Source organism: Pseudomonas sp. ZL2 (assembly GCF_054788455.1).
Window position 1 is genome coordinate 66,866 of the sequence record NZ_JBGOGX010000017.1, and the last position, 17,316, is coordinate 84,181.

The following is a 17,316-nucleotide window of genomic DNA, read 5'->3' on the forward strand; positions in this document are numbered from 1 at the left end:
CTCCACGGTTGGTTCATTCAGTACAACCGTTTCTGGGGGACGCATGCTGCAGAATATCAGGGACAATTCACAAGGTTGGATTGCCAAGACCATCATCGGTGTCATCGTAGCCTTGATGGCACTGACCGGCTTCGATGCCATCTTCCAGGCCACCACCAACAGCCAGGACGCTGCCAAGGTCAATGGCGACACGATCAGCCAGAACGAGCTGAGCCAGGCCGTCGACATGCAACGTCGGCAGCTGATGCAACAGCTGGGCAAGGATTTCGATCCGGCCATGCTCAACGAGCAAATGCTGCGTGAAGCCGCGCTCAAGGGGCTGATCGATCGCAAGTTGCTGCTCCAGGGCGCCGAAGACGCCAAGTTCGCTTTCTCCGAGGCGGCCCTCGACCAACTGATCCTGCAAACGCCTGAGTTCCAGGAAGATGGCAAGTTCAGCGCCGAGCGTTTCGACCAGGTCATTCGCCAGATGGGCTACGGCCGTCTGCAATTCCGCGAAATGCTGGCCCAGGAAATGCTCATCGGCCAACTGCGCACCGGCCTTGCCGGCAGCGGTTTTGTCACCGATGACCAGGTCGACGCCTTTGCCCGCCTGGAAAAGCAGACCCGTGATTTCGCCTCGCTGACGTTCAAGGCCGACCCGGCCGCGGTCAAGGTCACCGACGAGCAGATCAAGGCTCACTACGACGAGCACGCCAAGGAATTCATGAGCCCCGATCAGGTCGTCATCGACTACATCGAGCTGAAGAAATCCGCGTTCTTCGACCAGGTTGAAGTCAACCAGGACGAGCTCAAGGCACTGTATGAGAAAGAAATCGCCAACCTCGCCGAGCAGCGTCATGCCGCGCATATCCTTGTCGAAATCAACGACAAGGTGAACGAGGGCCAGGCCAAGGCCAAGATCGAAGAGATCCAGGCGCGTCTGGCCAAGGGCGAAAGCTTTGCCACCCTGGCCAAGGAATTCTCCCAGGACCCGGGCTCGGCCAGCAACGGCGGTGACCTCGGCTATGCCGGGCAGGGCGTCTATGATCCGGCCTTCGAAGATGCGCTGTATGCGCTGAACAAGGACCAGGTCTCGGGGCCGGTGCGTACCGAATACGGTTTCCACCTGATCAAGCTGCTCGATGTGCAGGCGCCTGAAGTGCCAAGCTTCGACAGCCTGAAAGACAAGCTGACCCGTGAGCTCAAGACCCAGCAGGTCGAACAGCGCTTCGTCGAAGTGACCAAGCAACTGGAAGACTCGGCATTCGAAGCCTCCGACCTGGCCCAGCCGGCTCAGGAACTGGGCCTCAACGTGCACACCTCGCCAGCGTTCGGTCGCGAAGGCGGCGAAGGCATCACTGCCAACCGTGCCGTGATCCAGGCCGCGTTCAGCACCGAAGTGCTGGAAGAGGGTTCCAACAGCACGGCGATCGAGCTGGATCCGGAAACCATCGTGGTGCTGCGCGTCAAGGAACACCGCAAGCCTGAGCAACTGGGCCTTGAAGTCGTCTCCGAGAGCATCCGCAAGCACCTGGCCAAAGAGCAGGCGACTGCCGCTCTGAAGACCAAGGCCGATGCCCTGATCGCCGGTCTGCGCGATGGCAAGATTGCCCTGGCGGCCAGCCAGGAGGGTCAAGCCTGGAAGGTCCAGGAAGCGGTGTCGCGCAGCCAGGAAGGTATCGACCCGGTCGAGCTGCAGGCGGTGTTCCGCATGAGCAAGCCAGAAGCCAAGGACAAGCCGGTGTACACCAGCGTCACCCTGGCGGACGGTAGCCTGGTGGTACTGCGCCTGAACGGCGTCAACGAAGGCGCTGCGGCCACTGAAGAAGAGAAGGCGACCTACCGCCGCTTCCTCGCTTCGCGTGCTGGCCAGCAGGACTTCGCGGCGTACCGCAAGCAGTTGGAAGCCAAGGCGGATATCACTCGCTACTGAGTGCTTGATGCTTGAAACAGAAAAGGCCGCTGATGCGGCCTTTTTTGTTTTCAGGGTCTAGGAATGTACTGGCCCCTGTGGGAGCTGGCTTGCCAGCGATCGAGCGCGAAGCGGGCGCAATCCAGGCGACGCGACTAGGCCGGTGTTGGCGCCAGAAACGCTGCCTCCAGCAACTGCCGTGTATACGCATGCTGCGGATCGGCAAAGATATCCGCCGCCACCCCTTGCTCCACCACCTGACCTTGCTTGACCACCATCAGCTGATGACTGAGCGCCTTGACCACCGCGAGGTCGTGGCTGATGAACAGGTAGGTGAGGTTGTATTTGCTCTGCAATGAGCGCAGCAGTTCCACCACCTGGCGCTGCACGGTACGGTCCAATGCCGAGGTGGGCTCATCAAGCAGGATCAGCGCAGGCTTGAGCACCAATGCCCGGGCGATGGCAATCCGCTGACGTTGACCGCCGGAGAACTCGTGCGGATAACGATGCCGCGCCTGCGGGTCGAGCCCTACTTCCTGCAAGGCGGCAATGATCGCCTGTTCCTGCTCGGCGGCGCTGCCCATGCGGTGGATGCGCAGGCCTTCGCCGACAATATCGCTGACGCACATGCGCGGGCTGAGGCTGCCGAACGGGTCCTGGAAAACCACCTGCATCTGCCGGCGCAGGGGGCGTATCTGTTGCTGGGTCAGGTTTTCCAGGGCCGTACCCTGGAAGCGGATGCTGCCCTGGCTGCCGAGCAGGCGCAGGATCGCCAGGCCCAGGGTCGACTTGCCCGAGCCGCTCTCGCCAACGATGCCCAGGGTCTGGCCCTGGGGCAGATCGAAGTTGATGCCGTCGACCGCCTTGACGTAATCGACGGTGCGCCGCAGCAGGCCCTTCTTGATCGGGAACCAGACGCGCAGGTCCTCGACCTGCAGCATCGGTGCGCCAGGCGGGTTGCCGGCCGGGCCGCCGCTGGGCTCGGCTCCGAGAAGCATCTGCGTGTAGGGGTGTTTGGGGTTGCGGAACAGTTCTTCGCAATCGGCCTGTTCGACGATCTGGCCCTTTTGCATCACGCAGACCCGGTGGGCGATGCGCTTGACCAGGTTGAGGTCGTGGCTGATCAGTAGCAGGGCCATGCCCAGGCGGGCCTGCAGCGATTTGAGCAGTTCGAGGATCTTCAACTGCACGGTGACGTCCAGCGCCGTGGTCGGTTCGTCGGCGATCAGCAGGTCGGGCTCGTTGGCCAGGGCCATGGCGATCATCACACGCTGTCTCTGACCGCCTGAGAGCTCGTGTGGCAGCGCTTTGAGACGTTTGTGGGGCTCGGGTATGCCGACCATCGCCAGCAGCTCCAGGGTGCGCTCAGTGGCCGCCTTGCCGCGCAGGCCCTTGTGCAGCAGGAGGATCTCGTTGATCTGCTTTTCGATGTTGTGCAGCGGGTTGAGCGAAGTCATCGGCTCCTGGAAGATCATCGCCACGCGGTTGCCGCGAATGCGCCGCATCTTTTTCTCGTCGAGGGTCAGCAGGTCGTTACCCTCGAACAGGATGCTGCCGCTCGGGTGCCGGGCCAGGGGGTAGGGCAGCAGGCGCAGGATCGAGTGCGCTGTCACCGACTTGCCCGAACCGCTTTCGCCGACCAGGGCCAGGGTTTCGCCGCGGCGGATGTCGAAGCTGACGCCTTCGACCACCCGCTGGCATTGATCGCCGGTGACGAACTCGACGGCCAGGTCGCGGACTTCGATCAAGGTTTCCTTGCTCATCTCATTTCCTCGGGTCGAAGGCATCGCGGGCGGACTCGCCGATGAACACCAGCAGGCTGAGCATCAGCGCCAGCACGGCAAATGCGCTCATGCCTAGCCAGGGCGCTTGCAGGTTGGACTTGCCCTGGGCTACCAGCTCACCCAGCGATGGCGCACCGGGCGGCAGGCCGAAGCCGAGGAAGTCCAGGGCGGTCAGGGTGCCGATGGCGCCAGTGAGAATGAACGGCATGAAGGTCATGGTCGAGATCATCGCGTTGGGCAGGATATGCCGGTACATGATCGCGCCGTTCTGCATGCCCAGTGCCCGCGCCGCACGCACGTATTCAAGGTTGCGTCCGCGCAGGAACTCGGCGCGTACCACATCCACCAGGCTCATCCACGAGAACAGCAACATGATCCCCAGCAGCCACCAGAAGTTCGGTTGCACGAAACTGGCGAGGATGATCAACAGGTACAGCACCGGCAGTCCCGACCAGATTTCCAGGAAGCGCTGCCCGACCAGGTCCACCCAGCCGCCGTAAAAGCCCTGCAGGGCGCCGGCGATCACGCCGATGATCGAGCTGAGGATGGTCAGGGTCAGGGCAAACAGCACCGAGATACGGAAACCATAGATGACCCGTGCCAGCACGTCGCGGCCCTGGTCGTCGGTGCCCAGCCAGTTCTGCGCCGACGGCGGGGCAGGGGCCGGGACCTTGAGGTCGTAGTTGATGCTCTGGTAGCCGAACGGGATCGGCGCCCACAGCACGAAGCTGTCCTTGGCGGCGAGCAGCTCGCGGATGTACGGGCTCTTGTAGTTGGCTTCCAGCGGGAACTCGCCGCCGAACGTGGTTTCCGGGTAGCGCTTGAGCGCCGGGAAATACCATTCGCCGTCGTAGCGCACGGCCAGGGGCTTGTCGTTGGCGATCAGTTCGGCGCCCAGGCTCAGGCCGAACAGGATCAGGAACAGCCACAGCGACCACCAACCGCGGCGGTTGGCCTTGAAGCGCTCGAAGCGCCGGCGATTCAGAGGTGACAGGTTCATCTCAGTGCTCCCGGCTGTCGAAGTCGATGCGTGGGTCGACCAGGGTGTAGGTCAGGTCGCCGATCAGCTTCACCACCAGCCCGAGCAGGGTGAAGATGAACAGGGTGCCGAAGACCACCGGGTAGTCGCGGTTGATCGCCGCCTCGAAACTCATCAGGCCCAGGCCGTCGAGGGAGAAGATCACCTCGATCAGCAAGGAGCCGGTGAAGAAGATGCCGATGAACGCCGAGGGAAAGCCGGCGATCACCAGCAGCATGGCATTGCGGAAGACATGACCGTAGAGCACGCGGTTGGGGCTCAGGCCCTTGGCCTTGGCGGTGACTACGTACTGCTTGTTGATTTCGTCGAGGAAGCTGTTCTTGGTCAGCAGGGTCATGGTTGCGAAGTTGCCGATCACCAGCGCGGTTACCGGCAGCACCAGGTGCCAGAAGTAGTCGAGCAACTTGCCGGTGGTGCTCAGCTCGTCGAAGTTGTTCGAGGTCAGGCCGCGCAACGGGAACCAGTCCAGGTAGCTGCCGCCGGCGAACAGCACGATCAGCAGGATGGCGAACAGGAAAGCGGGGATGGCGTAGCCGATGATGATCGCCGAGCTGGTCCAGACATCGAAGTGGCTGCCGTGACGGGTGGCCTTGGCGATTCCCAGGGGGATCGACACCAGGTACATGATCAGCGTGCTCCATAGCCCCAGGGAGATCGACACCGGCATCTTTTCGATGATCAGGTCGATGACCTTGGCATCGCGAAAGAAGCTGTCGCCAAAATCCAGCCGGGCGTAGTTCTTGATCATGATCCACAAGCGTTCCGGCGCCGACTTGTCGAAGCCGTACATCTGCTCGATTTCCTTGATCAGTGCCGGGTCCAGGCCCTGGGCGCCGCGGTAGTTGGAGCCGGCCACGGAGACTTCGGCGCCGCCACCGGCGATACGACTGGTGGCGCCCTCGAAGCCTTCGAGCTTGGCGATCATCTGTTCCACCGGGCCGCCGGGGGCGGCCTGGATGATGATGAAGTTGATGATCAGGATGCCCAGCAGGGTCGGGATGATCAGCAGCAAACGGCGAAAGATATAGGCCAGCATGCTATTTCGCCCCTTCGGCCGCTTGCGCTTCGGGCGCCGGGTTCAGCGGCACTACCGGCTCGACATCGGGCTTGATCCACCAGGTGTTGATACCGATGTCGTACTTGGGCGAAACCTTGGGGTGGCCGATGTGGTTCCAGTAGGCCACGCGCCAGGTCTTGATGTGCCAGTTGGGGATCACGTAGTAGCCCCATTGCAGCACCCGGTCCAGGGCGCGCGAGTGCTCGATCAGGCTCTGTCGCGAATCGGCGTTGATCAGTTGCTCCACCAGGGTGTCGATGGCCGGGTCTTTCAGGCCGATGAAGTTGCGGCTGCCGGGATTGTCGGCGGCGGCGCTCTGCCAGAACTCGCGTTGCTCGTTACCCGGGGAGTTGGACTGCGGGTAGCCGCCGACGATCATGTCGAAATCCCGCGAGCGCAGGCGGTTGATGTATTGCGAGACATCGACCCGGCGAATCACCAGGTCGATACCCAGGTCCGCCAGGTTGCGCTTGAACGGCAGCAGGATGCGCTCGAATTCGGTCTGCGCCAGGAGAAATTCAATGGACACCGGCTTGCCCTGGGCGTCGACCATCTTGTCGTCGACAATGCGCCAGCCAGCCTCCTGCAGCAGCTTGTAGGCCTTGCGCTGCTGTTCGCGGATCATGCCGCTGCCATCGGTAACCGGGTTGGCAAAGGCCTGGGTGAACACCAGGTCGGGGATCTTGCCGCGCAGCGGTTCGAGAATCTTCAGCTCGGCGGCGTCGGGCAGGTCGCGGGCGGCCATGTCGGAGTTCTCGAAGTAGCTGCGGGTGCGGGTGTAGGCACCGTTGAACAGCTGCTTGTTGGTCCATTCGAAGTCCAGCAGCAGGCTCAGTGCTTCACGTACCCGCACATCCTGGAACAGCGGGCGGCGAATGTTGTAGATAAAGCCCTGCATGCCGGTCGGGTTGCCGTTGGGCAACTCTTCGAGGATCAGGCGCTTCTGCCGCACTGCCGGCACGTCATAGGCGGTGGCCCAGCTCTTCGCTGCGGTTTCCAGGCGGTAGTCGAACTGGCCGGCCTTGAGCGCTTCGAGGGTGACTGCGCTGTCGCGGTAGTAGTCGGTGGTCATCTCGTCGAAGTTGTAGAAACCACGGTTGACCGCCAGGTCCTTGCCCCAGTAGTCCTTGACCCGCTCGTAGCGGATCGAGCGCCCCGGCTTGACCTCGGCGACCTTGTACGGGCCGCTGCCCAGGGGGATTTCCAGGTTGCCCTTGGTGAACTCGCGGCTTTCCCAGAAGTGCTTGGGCAATACCGGCAACTGGCCGAGGATCAGCGGCAGTTCGCGGTTGTTGCTGTGCTTGAACTTGAACAACACCCGCTGCGGGTCTTCGGCGATCACTTCGGCGACATCGGCGTAGTAGCCGCGGTACAGCGGTGCGCCGTGCTTGATCAGGGTGTTGAAGGTGAACACCACGTCTTCGGCGTGCATCGGGTGGCCGTCATGAAAACGCGCTTCGGGGCGCAGGTAGAAGCGCACCCAGCTGTTGTCCGGGGCTTTTTCGATCTTGCCGGCGACCAGGCCGTACTCGGTGAAAGGTTCATCCAGGCTCTGGGTCATCAGGGTGTCGTAGATCAGGCCGATGTCGTCGGCGGCTACGCCCTTGTTGATGAACGGGTTGAGGCTGTCGAAACCGCCGAAGCCGGCCTGGCGAAAGGTGCCGCCCTTGGGCGCGTCGGGGTTGACGTAGTCGAAGTGCTTGAAGCTGGCCGGGTATTTCGGCGCTTCGTCGTAGAGGGTCAAGGCGTGTTGCGGTGCAGCCAGTGCCTGGCCGCCAAGGCAGGCCAGCAGCAGTGCGCAGGCCTTCAGGCGCAGGCGGGACATTGGCATCATTGGGCTTTCTCCGAAGGCTTGATCCACCAGCTGTTGAGCCCCAGGGTGTAGGGCGGCGTGGCCACAAAGGCAAAGCGATTGCGGTAGGCCAGGCGGTGGTTGTCGAGATACCAGTTGGGAATCATGTAGTACTGCCACAGCAGCACCCGGTCCAGGGCGCGCGCCGCAGCCACTTGGTCTTCGCGGCTCTGGGCGGCCAGCAGGGTGTCGAGCAGGTGATCGACCACCGGGTCTTTCACGCCAGCATAGTTCTTGCTGCCCTTGGTCGAGGCCTGGCTTGAGTGAAAGTACAGCCATTGTTCAAGGCCTGGGCTCAGGGTCTGGTTCAGGGTCATCAGAATCATGTCGAAATCGAACTGGTCCAGGCGTTGTTTGTACTGGGCCCGGTCTACGGTGCGCAAGCGCGCTTCGATGCCGATACTGGCGAGATTTTCGACATAAGGTTGCAGGATCCGTTCAAGGTTCGGATTGACCAGCAACAGCTCCAGCTTCAAGGGTTGCCCGGCACTGTTGAGCAGGCGCGGCCCTGTGAGCTTCCAGCCGGCCTGGCCGAGCAAGTCGAGGGCCTGGCGCAGGGTCTGGCGGTTGATGCCACGCCCGTCGGTGTGGCTGACCTTGTACGGCTCGGTGAACAGCGCCGTGGGCAGTTGCTTGCGGTAAGGGGCCAGCAGCAGCCACTCCTTGCCCACCGGCAGGCCGCTGGCAGCGAACTCGCTGTTGGGGTAGTAGCTGCTGGCGCGTTGGTAGGCGCTGCTGAACAGGGCGCGGTTGGTCCATTCGAAGTCGAGCATCAACCCCAGTGCCTGACGCACCCGCGCATCGCTGAAGGTCGCCCGGCGGCTGTTCATGAACAGGCCCTGGGTCTGGGTCGGGATCTTGTGCGGGATCTGCGCCTTGATCACATCGCCGCGACGTACCGCCGGGAAGTTGTAGCCGTTGGCCCAGTTCTTCGCCTGGTGCTCGATGTAAATGTCGAACTCGCCGGCCTTGAAGGCTTCGAAGGCCACCGCGCTGTCGCGATAGAACTCGTACTCGACGCGGTCGACGTTGTACTTGCCGCGGTTGACCGCCAGGTCCTTGCCCCAGTAGTTCTTTACCCGCTCGAACACCAGGCGCCGCCCCGGCTGCACCTGGGTGATGCGGTACGGGCCGCTGCCCAGCGGCGGCTCGAAGGTGGTGGCCTTGAAGTCGCGGCCTTTCCAGTAATGCGCCGGCAGCACCGGCATCTCGCCCAGGCGCAGGATCAGCAGCGGATTGCCGGCGCGCTTGAAGACGAAGCGGATGCGTCTCGGGTTGAGGATGTCGACGCGCTGTACTTCCTGCAGGTTGGTCCGGTAGATCGGGTGACCTTCCTTGAGCAGGGTGCGATAGGAGAACGCCACGTCGGCGGCGGTGATCGGCTTGCCATCGTGAAAATGCGCCTCGGGGCGCAGGTTGAACACCACCCAGCTACGGTCGTCGCTGTATTCGACGGAGCCTGCGATCAGGCCATAGCTGGACGTGGCCTCATCGCCGGACGGGTCGTACTGGCCGGTGCCGACCATCAGGGTTTCGTTCAGCTCGCTCACCCCGTACTGCAGGAAGTTCGGCGTGGTGACCGGGCTTGAGCCCTTGAAGGTATAGGGGTTGAGGGTGTCGAAGGTGCCAAATGCCATGGCCCGCAAGGTGCCGCCCTTGGGCGCTTGCGGATTGACCCAGTCGAAGTGGGTGAATTTGGCTGGATACTTGAGCGTGCCGAACTGGGCGTAACCGTGGCTTTCGCTGATTGTCGCGCCCGCGGGAAAGCTCAAGGCCAGGCTGAGTGACAGCAACAGGAGGGGACGTATCAAGTCGAGATCCGATCCAGGCGGCTTGGGCTTTATTCCAGATACAGTAACAGCTTGTATCGACTGGAAAAAGAGTGCCGCGTGGGGCGGGCCAGGCGGCTCCGGTCACTGACCGGAGCGCGGACCTCAATGGTTGAGGTAGACGGTCAGGGTCTGGCCCGGCTTGAGGGCGTGGCCGCTGCGTGGATTCCAGCGCTTGAGGTGCTGCATCTCGACGTTGAAGCGCTTGGCCACCAGGTACAGCGAGTCGCCTTTGCGCACCTTGTACTGGGTGGATTTCTTCTGGTTCTTCGCGCCAACCGGCTGGGTGCTCTGCATCACCAGGGTCTGGCCGGCCTTGAGGTTTTTGCCGGAGAGCTTGTTCCAGCGTTGCAGGTCCTTGACGCTGACCTTGTTGGCCTTGGCGATGCTGGCCAGGTTGTCGCCACGCTTGACCCGGTAACGGCTGTTGCGGATCGTGGTGGTGCGCGGCGCAGCCTCGGCCAGGGCGGCTTCGAATACGGCTTTTTTCGGCTGCAGGCTGAGCAGCTCTTCAGGCTTCATGTTCGACAGCGAGGCGGTCAGCAGTTGCGCCTTGGCGGTCGGCACCAGCAGCTGCTGCGGGCCGTCGACGGTCATGCGCTTCTTGAACGCCGGGTTGAGCTGGAACAGTTCGTCTTCGTCGATCTCGGCCAGGGCGGCGACTCGCGACAGGTCGAGGCGATCCTTGATCGCCACGGCCTCGAAGTAGGGTTCGTTGGCAATCGGGTTGAGGTTGACGCCATAGGCCTGCGGTGTCATCACCACCTGCGACAGGGCCAGCAGCTTGGGTACGTAGTCGCGGGTTTCCTTCGGCAGCGGCAGGTTCCAGTAGTCGGTTGGCAGGCCGAGCTTCTCATTGCGCTCGATGGCGCGGCTGACCGTGCCTTCACCGGCGTTGTAGGCCGCCAGGGCCAGCAGCCAGTCACCGTTGAACATGTCGTGCAGACGGTTCAGGTAGTCCAGCGCGGCGTTGGTCGAGGCGGTGATGTCGCGACGGCCATCGTAGAAGCGGGTCTGGCGCAGGTTGAAGTAACGCCCGGTGGAGGGGATGAACTGCCACAGGCCTACCGCATGGGCCCGCGAATAGGCCATGGGGTTGTAGGCGCTCTCGATCGCCGGCAGCAGGGCCAGCTCCAGCGGCATGTTGCGCTCTTCGAGGCGTTCGACGATGTAGTGGATGTACAGGCTGCCACGGTCGCCGGCGTTCTCGAGGAACGAGGGGTTGCTGGCGAACCACAGGCGCTGCTGTTCGATACGCGGGTTGACCGCAACGCCGTCCTGCAGCACAAAGCCCTGGCGCATGCGTTCCCAGACGTCCTGAGGCGCCTGCTCGACCGGCTTGACCGGTACGATCAGCGGTTTCTGCTTGGCCCGTGCCTGGTAGTTGTGCGCGCGAACGCTGTCGGATTCGTCGACTTGACGGGTGCTCTGGCAGCCCACGAGAGTGGCGGCCAGGGCTAGCGCACTGGCTTGGGCCAGGCGCGTCAGGGCGACGGAATTGAAGGTTCTGCGGCTATTGGACGACATTGGCTGGGACGAAGTTCCGGGCAAAAATGTCGGGCGATTCTAGAAAGCGGCCCCCCAACGGTCAACCTTTCAGAACTTTCCGTCACCAGCAGGGGCTGTTTAGAACCTATCTTTCCAAGCACGTAACCCAGCAAAAACAGCACTTGGCGTGGGGTTTATCGGGCCATTCCGTTCGTCTAGTTTTTCTTTAACGGATGTTTCGGTGGTCCGCAGGAAAGGGTTTGTCAGCTTTTCCAGGTCCAGGGTTGACGGCAACGTGATGCGATCCTGCGCCCTTAACTGGGTAACGTCGGCAAAGCGTTGGGCAATGTGCGGGTTGCCAGGCTCCACGGCCTGGGCAAAGCGCAGGTTGCTGAGGGTGTACTCGTGAGTGCAATACACCAGGGTCTCGCCAGGCAGGGCGGCCAGGCGTTGCAGGGAGTGGTGCATCTGCTCCGGCGTGCCTTCGAAGAGGCGCCCGCAACCGGCGGCGAACAGGGTATCGCCACAGAACAGCACGGGCGTGGCCGTCTGCTGGCAATAATAGGCAATGTGTCCCAGGGTGTGTCCAGGCACGGCGATGATCTGGAAATCCAGACCCAGAACGCGCACGCTGGCGTTGTCGTCGAGGGCCTGGTCGCGGCCGGGGATGCGCTCGTGGGCAGGGCCGTACACGGTGGCGCCGGTTTGCGCCTTGAGCTGCTCGACGCCACCGACATGGTCGTGATGGTGATGGGTAACGAGGATGTCGCTCAGTTGCCAGCCGGGATGGCGTTCAAGCCAGGCCAGTACCGGTGCTGCATCGCCCGGATCGACCACCGCGCAACGCTGGTTGGCAGAATCTTGTAACAACCAGATGTAGTTATCGTTGAAAGCGGGCAGGGCATCGATCTGTATCATGGTGCGATTCGCCAAACGGTGGACATGGGTGCATCTTAGTAGCTATGCGCGCTGTCGAGAACCTTCAAGGGAGACTGCAATGACCGATCAAGCCTTCGCCCAGGCCGATCCGCAGTGGCTGGAGCTGATCAGCCTGGCCCGCGACTGGTTCGCCGGCCCCCTCGGGCAACTTATGCTCAAGGAGGAACAACGCCTGCTCGAGGAAGAACTGGGGCGTTACTTCGGTGGTTACCTGGTGCACTACGGCCCCTGCGCCGAAGCGCCGCCCAAGGCCCCGCAGGTGCAGCGCAACGTGCGCTTGGGCGCGCCGCTGCCCGGGGTCGAGATTGTCTGCGAAGAACAGGCCTGGCCACTGAGCGAGCATGCCGCCGATGTCGTGGTACTGCAGCATGGCCTGGACTTCAGCCTGTCGCCCCATGGCCTGCTGCGTGAAGCCGCGAGCAGCGTGCGCCCGGGCGGCCATCTGCTGATCGTCGGTATCAACCCCTGGAGCAGTTGGGGCGTGCGCCGGGTGTTTGCCCATGATGCCCTGCGCAAGGCGCGCTGCATTTCCCCGTCGCGGGTTGGCGACTGGCTCAACCTGCTGGGCTTCGCGCTGGAGAAACGCCGCTTCGGGTGCTATCGTCCGCCGCTCGCATCCCCCGCCTGGCAACAGCGCCTGGCCGGTTGGGAGCGGATCGCCGGTGGCTGGCAGAGTGCCGGTGGCGGTGTCTACCTGCTGGTGGCGCGCAAGATGGTGGTCGGCTTGCGGCCCCTGCGCCTGGAGCGCCGTGAGCCGATGGGCAAGCTGCTGCCGCTGCCGATGGCCAAGGTCAACCGGCGCCATTCCGAACCCTGAGCTCCGGGCCCCAAGGGCACGGGGTCAAATCATTGATGAAAAGGCTGTAAATGAGCGATAGCGTCGAGATCTTCACCGATGGTGCCTGCAAGGGTAACCCTGGCCCGGGCGGCTGGGGCGTGCTGATGGTATGCAAGGGCGTCGAAAAGGAACTGTGGGGCGGCGAACGCGAGACCACCAACAACCGCATGGAACTGATGGCGGCGATCAAGGGCCTGGAAGCACTCAAGCGCGAGTGCGAAGTGCTGCTGGTCACCGACTCCCAGTACGTGATGAAAGGCATCAACGAATGGATGGTCAACTGGAAGAAGCGCGGCTGGAAAACAGCCGCCAAGGAACCGGTAAAGAATGCCGACCTCTGGCAGTTGCTCGATGAGCAGGTTGGCCGTCACAAGGTGACCTGGAAATGGGTACGCGGGCACATTGGCCACCATGGCAACGAGCGCGCCGACCAGTTGGCCAACCGTGGTGTTGACGAGGTCCGTGGCCTGCGCTGAGCACACCGGCCGCCACTCCTCCTTGAGCTGAGGTAGAATGGCCGGCTTTTCACCAGACTGTACGCGGCAGGAGACCATCGGCGTGGAGATTCAGAACAACAGGTCGGTCGTCCTCGACACCGAAACCACCGGTATGCCGGTGACTGACGGACACCGGGTCATCGAGATCGGGTGTGTCGAGCTGATGGGGCGGCGCCTGACCGGACGGCACTTCCACGTCTATTTGCAGCCGGACCGCGAAAGTGACGAGGGGGCCATCGGCGTCCACGGTATCACCGACTCCTTCCTGCTCGACAAGCCGCGATTCGCCGAAGTCGCCGATGAGTTCTTCGAGTTCATCCAGGGCGCCCAGCTGATCATCCACAACGCGGCGTTCGACGTTGGCTTCATCAACAACGAATTCGCCTTGCTCGGCCAGCACGACCGCGCCGACATCTCCCAGCACTGCACCATCCTCGACACCCTGATGATGGCCCGCTCGCGCCATCCGGGACAGCGCAACAGCCTCGACGCGCTGTGCAAACGTTATGGCGTCGACAACTCCGGCCGTGAGCTGCACGGCGCACTGCTCGACTCCGAACTGTTGGCCGACGTCTACCTGAGCATGACCGGTGGCCAGACCAGCCTGTCGCTTGCCGGGCATGGTGCCGATGGTGAGGAAGAGGGTGACGACAACCGCGGCAGCGAGATCCGCCGCCTGCCCGCCAGCCGCCAGCCAGGGCGGATCATTCGCGCCACCGAGCAGGAGCTTGAACTGCACATGGCGCGTCTGGAGGCCATTGCCAAGTCAGCCGGTGGCCCGGCGCTGTGGCAGCAGCTGTCCGAAGCAAACTGAGGCAATTTGCCGCGCAGGGGCGCTGGCGACCTTCTACCCTGAGGTGACAAAGCTGTTACCCGGAGGAAGCGCCCGCCCATGTACAAGGACCTCAAGTTCCCCGTCCTGATCGTGCATCGCGATATCAAGGCCGATACGGTCGCAGGCGAGCGTGTTCGCGGTATTGCCCAGGAGCTGGCCCAGGACGGCTTCACCATCCTGCCGGCCGTCGATTACGCCGAAGGCCGCCTGGTCGCCGCGACCCATCATGGCCTGGCGTGCATGCTGATTGCTGCCGAAGGTGCTGGCGAAAATACCCACCTTTTACAGAACATGGTCGAGCTGATTCGCCTGGCCAGGGTGCGCGCACCGCACCTGCCGATCTTCGCCCTGGGCGAGCAGGTGACCCTGGAGAATGCTCCCGCCGATGTCATCAGTGAGCTTAACCAGCTGCGCGGCATCCTCTACCTGTTTGAAGACACCGTGCCGTTTCTCGCCCGCCAGGTGGCGCGGGCTGCGCACAGTTATCTGGATGGCCTGCTGCCGCCGTTTTTCAAAGCGCTGGTGCAGCACACCGCGCAATCGAACTACTCATGGCACACTCCCGGCCATGGCGGTGGCGTGGCCTATCGCAAAAGCCCGGTCGGCCAGGCCTTTCACCAGTTCTTCGGGGAGAACACCCTGCGCTCGGACCTGTCGGTGTCGGTCCCTGAGTTGGGCTCGCTGCTCGACCACACCGGGCCCCTGGCAGCTGCCGAGGCGCGGGCGGCAAAGAACTTCGGCGCCGACCATACTTTCTTCGTGATCAACGGCACTTCGACCGCCAACAAGATCGTCTGGCACTCGATGGTCGGCCGTGATGACCTGGTGCTGGTGGACCGCAACTGCCACAAGTCGGTGGTCCACGCGATCATCATGACCGGGGCCATCCCCTTGTACCTGTGCCCCGAACGCAACGAGCTGGGCATCATCGGGCCGATCCCGCTGAGTGAGTTCAGCCCGGTATCGATCCAGGCCAAGATCCAGGCCAATCCTTTGGCCCGGGGTCGCCCGCCCAAGGTCAAGCTGGCGGTGGTAACCAATTCCACCTACGACGGGCTGTGCTACAACGCCGAGCTGATCAAGCAGGAACTGGGCAACAGTGTCGAGGTGTTGCACTTCGATGAGGCCTGGTATGCCTATGCGGCGTTTCACGAGTTCTTCCGCGGGCGCTACGCCATGGGCACTTCGCGCAGCGCCGACAGCCCGCTGGTGTTCAGCACGCATTCGACCCACAAGCTGCTGGCGGCCTTCAGCCAGGCTTCGATGATCCATGTGCAGGACGGCGGTGCCCGGCAGCTGGACCGCGATCGCTTCAACGAAGCCTTCATGATGCACATTTCCACGTCGCCGCAGTACAGCATCCTCGCCTCGCTGGATGTGTCGTCGGCGATGATGGAAGGCCCGGCCGGGCGCTCCTTGCTGCAGGAAATGTTCGATGAGGCGCTGAGCTTTCGCCGGGCCATGGCCAACCTGCGTGAGCACATGGCTGCGGATGACTGGTGGTTCAGCATCTGGCAGCCACCGCTGGGTGAGGGTGCAAGGCAGGTCAAGACCGAAGACTGGCTGCTGCAGCCCCAGGCCGACTGGCATGGTTTTGGCGATGTCAGTGACGACTACGTGCTGCTCGACCCGATCAAGGTCACCCTGGTGATGCCGGGCCTCAGCGCCGGCGGTGCCTTGAGCGAGCACGGGATTCCGGCCGCGGTGGTCAGCAAGTTTCTCTGGGAGCACGGCCTGGTGGTGGAGAAGACCGGGCTTTACACCTTCCTGGTGCTGTTCTCGATGGGCATCACCAAGGGCAAATGGAGCACGCTGCTGACCGAGCTGCTCGAGTTCAAGCGTAACTACGATGCCAATACCGATTTACTCGAAAGCCTGTCCTGTGTCGCCGGTCTCGATCCTGTGCGCTACCAAGGGTTGGGGCTGCGGGATTTGTGTGACCAACTGCATGCCTGTTACCGCAGTAATGCCACTGCCAAGCAGCTCAAACGGCTGTTCACGCGCTTGCCTGAAGTGGTGATGAAACCCGCCGATGCCTATGACCGGATGGTGCGCGGGGAGGTCGAAGCGGTACCGATCGAGCAGTTGCTCGGGCGAATCGCTGCCGTGATGCTGGTGCCCTATCCGCCGGGAATTCCGTTGATCATGCCGGGGGAGCGCTTTACCGAGGCGACGCGTTCTATCATCGACTACCTGGCTTTTGCCGCCGCCTTTGACAGCGGTTTTCCCGGGTTTGTCGCGGATGTGCATGGGCTGCAGCATGAAACCACAGCGCAGGGGCGGGTCTATACCGTCGATTGCATCAAGGTGTGAGCAGGGTCAGGGAATACGGATGATTTCCACGCCACTCTGTACCAGCTCGAAGCGATCTTCACCCAGGTGGTTGACCCGGTCGCCGATTGCCAGCCTATAGGTAGTAATCGGCAGGGGTGCGCCACTACCGTCGGCCTGCAGGGTGGCTTCCTGGAACTCATGAACGGGATAGATGCGGCCCTCTGCGTCCCGTGCATGAAACTGTCCGACCAGTACTGCTGTCATTTACCGTGCAACCTCTGAAGAAATAAGGATCTGTCAGGCATAGACCACTGTTTTGCCTGGTAAGTTTTGCCCGCCTGGAAAAAAACTTCAGGGCCGCACGGGATCATCTATACCTACAACTCCCTTTGTTCTCCACGTCAGGAAATTGCCATGAGCCAGGTGTACTCAGTCGCCGTCGTCGTCGGCAGCTTGCGCAAGGAATCCCTCAACCGCAAGGTCGCCCGTGCGCTGGCGGAGCTCGCGCCGTCCAACCTCAAGCTGCACAACGTCGAAATCGGCGAGCTGGCCTTGTACAACGAAGATATCGACGCCAATCCGCCACAGGCCTACAAGACCTTCCGCGAGCAGATTCGCAGCAGTGATGCGGTGCTGTTCGTGACCCCGGAGTACAACCGCTCGGTGCCGGGGGTATTGAAAAATGCGATTGATGTGGGCTCGCGGCCTTATGGCCAGAGCGCCTGGAGTGGCAAGCCGGGGGCGGTGATCAGCGTGTCGCCGGGGGCGGTGGGCGGCTTTGGCGCCAACCATCACCTGCGCCAGTCGCTGGTGTTCCTCGATGTGCCGTGCATGCAGCAGCCGGAAGCGTACATCAGCGGGGCAGGGACGCTGTTCGATGAGCACGGCAAGCTGTCGGAGAAGACCCGGCCATTCCTGCAGACCTTTATCGACAAGTTTGCCGTGTGGGTCGAGCGTCACCAGAAGTGAGGCAGCTAATCGCGGGGCAAG

General features: G+C 62.6%; 14 protein-coding genes. 6 read left to right on the top strand and 8 right to left on the bottom strand.

Annotation, left to right across the window (positions count from 1 at the left end):
* Positions 1–43 precede the first annotated feature (43 nt).
* Entirely contained in the window at positions 44–1,915 is a 1,872-nt protein-coding gene (locus tag ABM562_RS14360) for a SurA N-terminal domain-containing protein (RefSeq protein WP_460422405.1), read from the top strand.
* Between the two features lie 134 nt (positions 1,916–2,049).
* Here ABM562_RS14360 and ABM562_RS14365 read toward each other — a convergent pair whose 3' ends face one another.
* The 7 genes from ABM562_RS14365 to gloB all read right to left on the bottom strand — a co-directional run bounded on the left by ABM562_RS14365 (position 2,050) and on the right by gloB (position 11,861).
* Positions 2,050–3,657 carry an ABC transporter ATP-binding protein gene (locus ABM562_RS14365; RefSeq protein ID WP_115087900.1) on the bottom strand — a complete coding sequence of 536 codons (1,608 nt, stop codon included), beginning with the start codon at positions 3,655–3,657 and terminating at the stop codon, positions 2,050–2,052.
* Position 3,658: 1 nt separating this feature from the next.
* On the bottom strand, positions 3,659–4,678 hold the full coding sequence (locus tag ABM562_RS14370; RefSeq protein ID WP_115087899.1) for an ABC transporter permease: 1,020 nt from the start codon (positions 4,676–4,678) through the stop codon (positions 3,659–3,661).
* A 1-nt stretch (position 4,679) separates the two neighbouring features.
* On the bottom strand, positions 4,680–5,753 hold the full coding sequence (locus ABM562_RS14375) for a microcin C ABC transporter permease YejB (RefSeq protein WP_134063464.1): 1,074 nt from the start codon (positions 5,751–5,753) through the stop codon (positions 4,680–4,682).
* Position 5,754: 1 nt separating this feature from the next.
* The gene (locus tag ABM562_RS14380; RefSeq protein ID WP_460422408.1) at positions 5,755–7,608 is read right to left on the bottom strand and encodes an extracellular solute-binding protein; all 1,854 of its coding nucleotides are present in this window, start codon (positions 7,606–7,608) and stop codon (positions 5,755–5,757) included.
* Positions 7,605–9,437 carry an extracellular solute-binding protein gene (locus ABM562_RS14385; RefSeq protein WP_205125915.1) on the bottom strand — a complete coding sequence of 611 codons (1,833 nt, stop codon included), beginning with the start codon at positions 9,435–9,437 and terminating at the stop codon, positions 7,605–7,607. Before ABM562_RS14385 ends, ABM562_RS14380 begins: the two co-directional genes overlap by 4 nt.
* Positions 9,438–9,560: 123 nt before the next feature.
* A complete protein-coding gene (locus ABM562_RS14390; RefSeq protein WP_258578976.1) occupies positions 9,561–10,982 on the bottom strand; it encodes a transglycosylase SLT domain-containing protein in 1,422 nt (473 codons plus the stop codon).
* A 99-nt stretch (positions 10,983–11,081) separates the two neighbouring features.
* The gene (gene gloB / locus ABM562_RS14395) at positions 11,082–11,861 is read right to left on the bottom strand and encodes a hydroxyacylglutathione hydrolase (RefSeq protein ID WP_233674505.1); all 780 of its coding nucleotides are present in this window, start codon (positions 11,859–11,861) and stop codon (positions 11,082–11,084) included.
* A gap of 79 nt (positions 11,862–11,940) precedes the next feature.
* Here gloB and ABM562_RS14400 point away from each other — a divergent pair, with 79 nt between their 5' ends.
* From ABM562_RS14400 to ABM562_RS14415, 4 genes are all read left to right on the top strand, one after another.
* Complete coding sequence (locus ABM562_RS14400) at positions 11,941–12,699, top strand: class I SAM-dependent methyltransferase (protein WP_115087894.1); 759 nt, start codon at positions 11,941–11,943, stop codon at positions 12,697–12,699.
* Between the two features lie 50 nt (positions 12,700–12,749).
* Complete coding sequence (gene rnhA / locus ABM562_RS14405) at positions 12,750–13,196, top strand: ribonuclease HI (protein WP_115087893.1); 447 nt, start codon at positions 12,750–12,752, stop codon at positions 13,194–13,196.
* Between the two features lie 37 nt (positions 13,197–13,233).
* Positions 13,234–14,031, top strand: a complete 798-nt coding sequence (gene dnaQ, locus ABM562_RS14410; RefSeq protein WP_134063460.1) for a DNA polymerase III subunit epsilon — start codon at positions 13,234–13,236, stop codon at positions 14,029–14,031.
* A 78-nt stretch (positions 14,032–14,109) separates the two neighbouring features.
* Positions 14,110–16,365 (top strand): Orn/Lys/Arg family decarboxylase, encoded by a 2,256-nt coding sequence (locus ABM562_RS14415; protein ID WP_460422412.1) that lies wholly within the window; start codon positions 14,110–14,112, stop codon positions 16,363–16,365.
* A gap of 6 nt (positions 16,366–16,371) precedes the next feature.
* On the opposite strand, the gene ABM562_RS14420 is transcribed toward ABM562_RS14415, so the two are convergent.
* Positions 16,372–16,590, bottom strand: coding sequence for a hypothetical protein (locus tag ABM562_RS14420; protein ID WP_115087890.1), 219 nt, complete (start codon positions 16,588–16,590; stop codon positions 16,372–16,374).
* A gap of 150 nt (positions 16,591–16,740) precedes the next feature.
* Between ABM562_RS14420 and ABM562_RS14425 the strand changes: the two genes are divergently transcribed.
* The gene (locus ABM562_RS14425) at positions 16,741–17,295 is read left to right on the top strand and encodes an NADPH-dependent FMN reductase (RefSeq protein WP_115087889.1); all 555 of its coding nucleotides are present in this window, start codon (positions 16,741–16,743) and stop codon (positions 17,293–17,295) included.
* Positions 17,296–17,316: the final 21 nt, after the last annotated feature.

What these genes read in the sequence shown, in the direction of transcription:
- ABM562_RS14360 (WP_460422405.1), top strand. Translation starts at nt 44, where the DNA reads ATGCTGCAGAATATCAGGGACAATTCACAAGGTTGGATTGCCAAGACC.
- ABM562_RS14400 (WP_115087894.1), top strand. Translation starts at nt 11,941, where the DNA reads ATGACCGATCAAGCCTTCGCCCAGGCCGATCCGCAGTGGCTGGAGCTG.
- rnhA (WP_115087893.1), top strand. Translation starts at nt 12,750, where the DNA reads ATGAGCGATAGCGTCGAGATCTTCACCGATGGTGCCTGCAAGGGTAAC.
- ABM562_RS14425 (WP_115087889.1), top strand. Translation starts at nt 16,741, where the DNA reads ATGAGCCAGGTGTACTCAGTCGCCGTCGTCGTCGGCAGCTTGCGCAAG.
- ABM562_RS14390 (WP_258578976.1), bottom strand. Translation starts at nt 10,982, where the DNA reads ATGTCGTCCAATAGCCGCAGAACCTTCAATTCCGTCGCCCTGACGCGC.
- dnaQ (WP_134063460.1), top strand. Translation starts at nt 13,234, where the DNA reads ATGGCCGGCTTTTCACCAGACTGTACGCGGCAGGAGACCATCGGCGTG.
- ABM562_RS14420 (WP_115087890.1), bottom strand. Translation starts at nt 16,590, where the DNA reads ATGACAGCAGTACTGGTCGGACAGTTTCATGCACGGGACGCAGAGGGC.
- ABM562_RS14365 (WP_115087900.1), bottom strand. Translation starts at nt 3,657, where the DNA reads ATGAGCAAGGAAACCTTGATCGAAGTCCGCGACCTGGCCGTCGAGTTC.
- ABM562_RS14380 (WP_460422408.1), bottom strand. Translation starts at nt 7,608, where the DNA reads ATGATGCCAATGTCCCGCCTGCGCCTGAAGGCCTGCGCACTGCTGCTG.
- ABM562_RS14370 (WP_115087899.1), bottom strand. Translation starts at nt 4,678, where the DNA reads ATGAACCTGTCACCTCTGAATCGCCGGCGCTTCGAGCGCTTCAAGGCC.
- ABM562_RS14415 (WP_460422412.1), top strand. Translation starts at nt 14,110, where the DNA reads ATGTACAAGGACCTCAAGTTCCCCGTCCTGATCGTGCATCGCGATATC.
- gloB (WP_233674505.1), bottom strand. Translation starts at nt 11,861, where the DNA reads ATGATACAGATCGATGCCCTGCCCGCTTTCAACGATAACTACATCTGG.
- ABM562_RS14375 (WP_134063464.1), bottom strand. Translation starts at nt 5,753, where the DNA reads ATGCTGGCCTATATCTTTCGCCGTTTGCTGCTGATCATCCCGACCCTG.